General features: G+C 72.3%; 4 protein-coding genes and 1 pseudogene. All 5 read right to left on the reverse strand.

What is annotated here, in order from left to right; translation table 11 throughout:
* Positions 1 to 273: pseudogene (locus AC08OP_RS23200) on the reverse strand (hypothetical protein); the annotation flags it as partial.
* A gap of 43 nt (positions 274 to 316) precedes the next feature.
* Entirely contained in the window at positions 317 to 1,090 is a 774-nt protein-coding gene (locus AC08OP_RS23205; RefSeq protein ID WP_476616117.1) for an HAD family hydrolase, read from the reverse strand.
* Complete coding sequence (locus tag AC08OP_RS23210; RefSeq protein ID WP_476616118.1) at positions 1,087 to 1,827, reverse strand: ribulose-phosphate 3-epimerase; 741 nt, start codon at positions 1,825 to 1,827, stop codon at positions 1,087 to 1,089. Before AC08OP_RS23210 ends, AC08OP_RS23205 begins: the two co-directional genes overlap by 4 nt.
* On the reverse strand, positions 1,824 to 2,717 hold the full coding sequence (locus AC08OP_RS23215; protein WP_476616119.1) for a sugar phosphate isomerase/epimerase family protein: 894 nt from the start codon (positions 2,715 to 2,717) through the stop codon (positions 1,824 to 1,826). Before AC08OP_RS23215 ends, AC08OP_RS23210 begins: the two co-directional genes overlap by 4 nt.
* A partial coding sequence (locus AC08OP_RS23220) for a nucleoside 2-deoxyribosyltransferase (protein WP_476616120.1) occupies positions 2,714 to 3,200 on the reverse strand: 487 nt, incomplete at its 5' end. The genes AC08OP_RS23220 and AC08OP_RS23215, both read right to left, overlap by 4 nt.

Raw genomic sequence — 3,200 nt, forward strand, 5'->3', positions numbered from 1 at the left:
GGCCCGCCAGCCATGCCGGGCGGGTGCGACGTCCCGGTACGCCTCGTACAGCAGCGGGTCCTCGCCGGCCTTCAGCGCCTTCTCGACCTGACGGCGGTCGGCGAAGGCGGTGCGGGGGCGGCTGGCACCGGCGTCGCCGTACAGGAGATGGGACAGGAATCGGCGGCTGGGCGGACCGGGGACGGCGCCGAGGAGAGACGCGACGCTGGCGGGGAGATCGTCCTCGGTCGTGGTGGCGGTGGTTACGGGGCGTGGTGCGGCAGGGGAGTCCATGCGTTGTCTCCTGTCCGAACGTCGGTCAGGGCCGGTCCGCGGCTCACCGGCCGGCGTCGGCGGCCGACGCCTCGGGCGCCGCGGTGGGCGTGCTCTGGGGGGCGAGTCGCTGGACCAGCGCGGGGATGTCGACGAGCAGTGCGGCGTCGGGCGCTTCGGGTCGCGACGGCTTGCGTCCGGGGTTGAACCAGACCGCGCGGCAGCCCGCGTCGAGGGCGCCGCGGACGTCGGTGCGCCAGTCGTTGCCGACGTGCACGACCTGGTCGACGCGGGCGCCGGTCTGCTCGGCGATGGCGTGGAACATCGCGGCCTGGGGTTTGGCGACACCGAGTTCGCTGGAGAAGAACAGCCGGTCGAAGTGGTCGGTGAGCCGGTGGCGGTCGAGGATCTGCCGGGTGACGGCTCCGGGAGTCGCCAGAGTGTTGGAGGCGAGGACAAGGCGGTAGCCGGCGGCGGACAGCGCGGCGAGGCAGGCGTGCGCGCCGGGGATCAGCTGGGGGCAGGCCCGCAACACGGCGTGGGTGTGCGCGACCGTGAGCACCTGGACAAGGTCGTCGGCGGCGTCGATGCCGAGCCGGCGGACGATCGTGCGGACCTGCTCGGGGACCGGGATCTGCCGACCGTGCTGTCGCTGCTCGTCGAGCAGCTCGGCGCGGACCGCTCGGACCGTGGTGTCCAGGTGCTCGGCGGGAAGGGCGTGGCCGAACGCAGTCAGGGCCAGGTGGAACTCGCGGACCCGCCAGGCGGCTTCGGCGTCCCGGTCGCCGTAGCCGATCAACGTTCCCCACAGGTCCACGCTGACGACCGTGACACTCACCGCGGGCGCTCGGCGGTGGCCCGCGACGGGACGTGCTGGTGCAGCCACCGGGCCGTGGCGGCCAGGTCGTCGCTGCCGAACAGCAGCGAGCCGGCGACCACGCCGTCGGCACCAGCGTCGGCGAGCGGGCCGACAGTCGGCTCGCGGATGCCGCCGTCGGCGAGGATCTTCACGGCCTGGTCGCGGCCAGTCTCGTGCAGGAGACCGCGCAGGGTTCGGAGGCGGTCGAGCGCGGCCGGGGCAAGTCCGGTGCCTCGGGTGCCGATCGGGGTGCCGACGAGGACAACGACATCGACCGCGTCGAGGTAGGGGCGGACGGCCGTGACAGGGGTGTCGAGGGTGAGCGCCAGGCCGGCGGCTTTCCCGTGCTGGCGGATCGTGTCGAGGGCCGGGTAGACGTCGTCGCCGGTTTCGGCGTGGACGGTGATGAGGTCGGCGCCGGCCTGCGCGAACAGGACGGCGAGCAGGGCGGGCCGGCGGACCATGAGATGGGCGTGGAAAGGGACGGTTGTCAGCGGGCGCAGCGCGGCGAGCAGGTCCGGGAAGAACAGCAGGTCGGGCACGAACTGGCTGTCACCGACGTCGAAGTGAAACAGGTCGGCCACGGGCGAGGCGCGCTCGATCTCGGCGCGCAGGCACGTCAGGTCCGCCGACCAGACGGACACGTCGACCAGCAGCCGCCCATCCGGCAGACCAGCCAGCGGCTCACTCGACGAGGCCGCGCGGGTGGTGCTCATCGGGCGAGCTGTTCTTTGCAGTAGGCGACCGAGCTGGCGATCGTCCGACGGACCTGGTCGTCATCGTCCTCGAACCGCGGATAGACCTCCAGCAGCACCGGCACCTCTTCAAGCCCGGCGCCCCGCAGCGCCGCGCCGACCTCGGCGACATCCACACGTCCCTGCGGGTGGGGCCAGCCCCAGTGCGGGTCACCCAGACCGTCGGTGTTGTCGAGGTGCACCAGCCGGATCGCCGAGCCCAGCGGGCTGATCCAGTCCGCTGGTGTGCTGTCCGGGCCGTACAGCGGCTGGTAGACGGTGTGACCGATGTCGAGGGTCAGACCGACCGGCACCTCGGTGCGTCCGGCGAGGTCGCGTATCAGCTGGTCGGCCTGGTCGACCGTGGCCGGGATCTCGCGGGCGATCGGCGTCGGTTCGACGAGGAACTCGGCAAGACCGACCGCCGCGGCATGGTCGGCGACGAACACCAGCGAGTCGAGCAGACCGGCGTAGCGCCGGGCCCGGCTGTCCGGGTCCGCGGCGTCCTGAACACTCAAGGTGCCCAGCGGCCCTCCCACGGCATGGGCGCCGAGCAGCGCGGTCACGTCGCAGGCCCGCCGCCACCAGGTCAGCGCGACCGCCCGCGCCTGCGGGTCGGGATCGAGTAGCCCGCCGGGCAGGTAGTGCGCTAGGCCGACGTAGGCGCTGTGGATGGCGAGATCCCACGCGGCGGCAGCGTCGGCAATGCGGCCGGCGACCTGGTCACGTTCCCGCTCCGGCCACCACGGGTCAAGCAGGTCGAAGGTGACCTGCACCGTGTCCAGGCCGAGATCGGCGCGGACGAACTCGGCCCACCGCTGCGGTTCCAGCTGGCGTTTGACGGCGAAGCACAGGTTGATACCGAGGTTCATGCGGGCTGTCCTCCTACGGTCGGTGTGCGGGGCTCGGAGTCCGCGGGACCCGAGCCGCCCGCGGTGGTGTCCGTCCGCCGGTCACGCAGGTGCGCGGCCAGCGTGACGGTGAGCTCGTCGAGGGAGTGGCTGATGCCACCACCCAACGCGTAGTCGATCATCAGGTTGTTCGAGTCGGTACCGCCGAAGCGGCGGGAGTCGGTCTGCAACCCGAAGCAGGTCTTGCCGGCCGCATACGCGAGGCCGAGCTCGAAACAGGCCCCTTCGTCGGGCACCCGGCCGTCCAGGACAAGCAGGAACACCTCGCAGGCGCCGACGGCCGTGCAGTCGGCGGTGAACAGCCGAGCCCGGACGGTGTGTTCGTCGGCGCCGGCCCGGATCAGCGGCGCGGCTTCGCCGGCGTCCCGCTGCGGCAGGTAGGTGTCAAGGCCGAGGTTCCGCAGCGCGCGGTCGACGGTCAGGTTGAACTCTTTCTCCGCCTGG

The sequence above is a fragment of the Frankia sp. CeRuru1 genome, from assembly GCF_977966315.1.

Coding starts and splice junctions, on each gene's coding strand:
- AC08OP_RS23215 (WP_476616119.1), bottom strand. CDS start 2,717: ATGAACCTCGGTATCAACCTGTGCTTCGCCGTCAAACGCCAGCTGGAA.
- AC08OP_RS23210 (WP_476616118.1), bottom strand. CDS start 1,827: ATGAGCACCACCCGCGCGGCCTCGTCGAGTGAGCCGCTGGCTGGTCTG.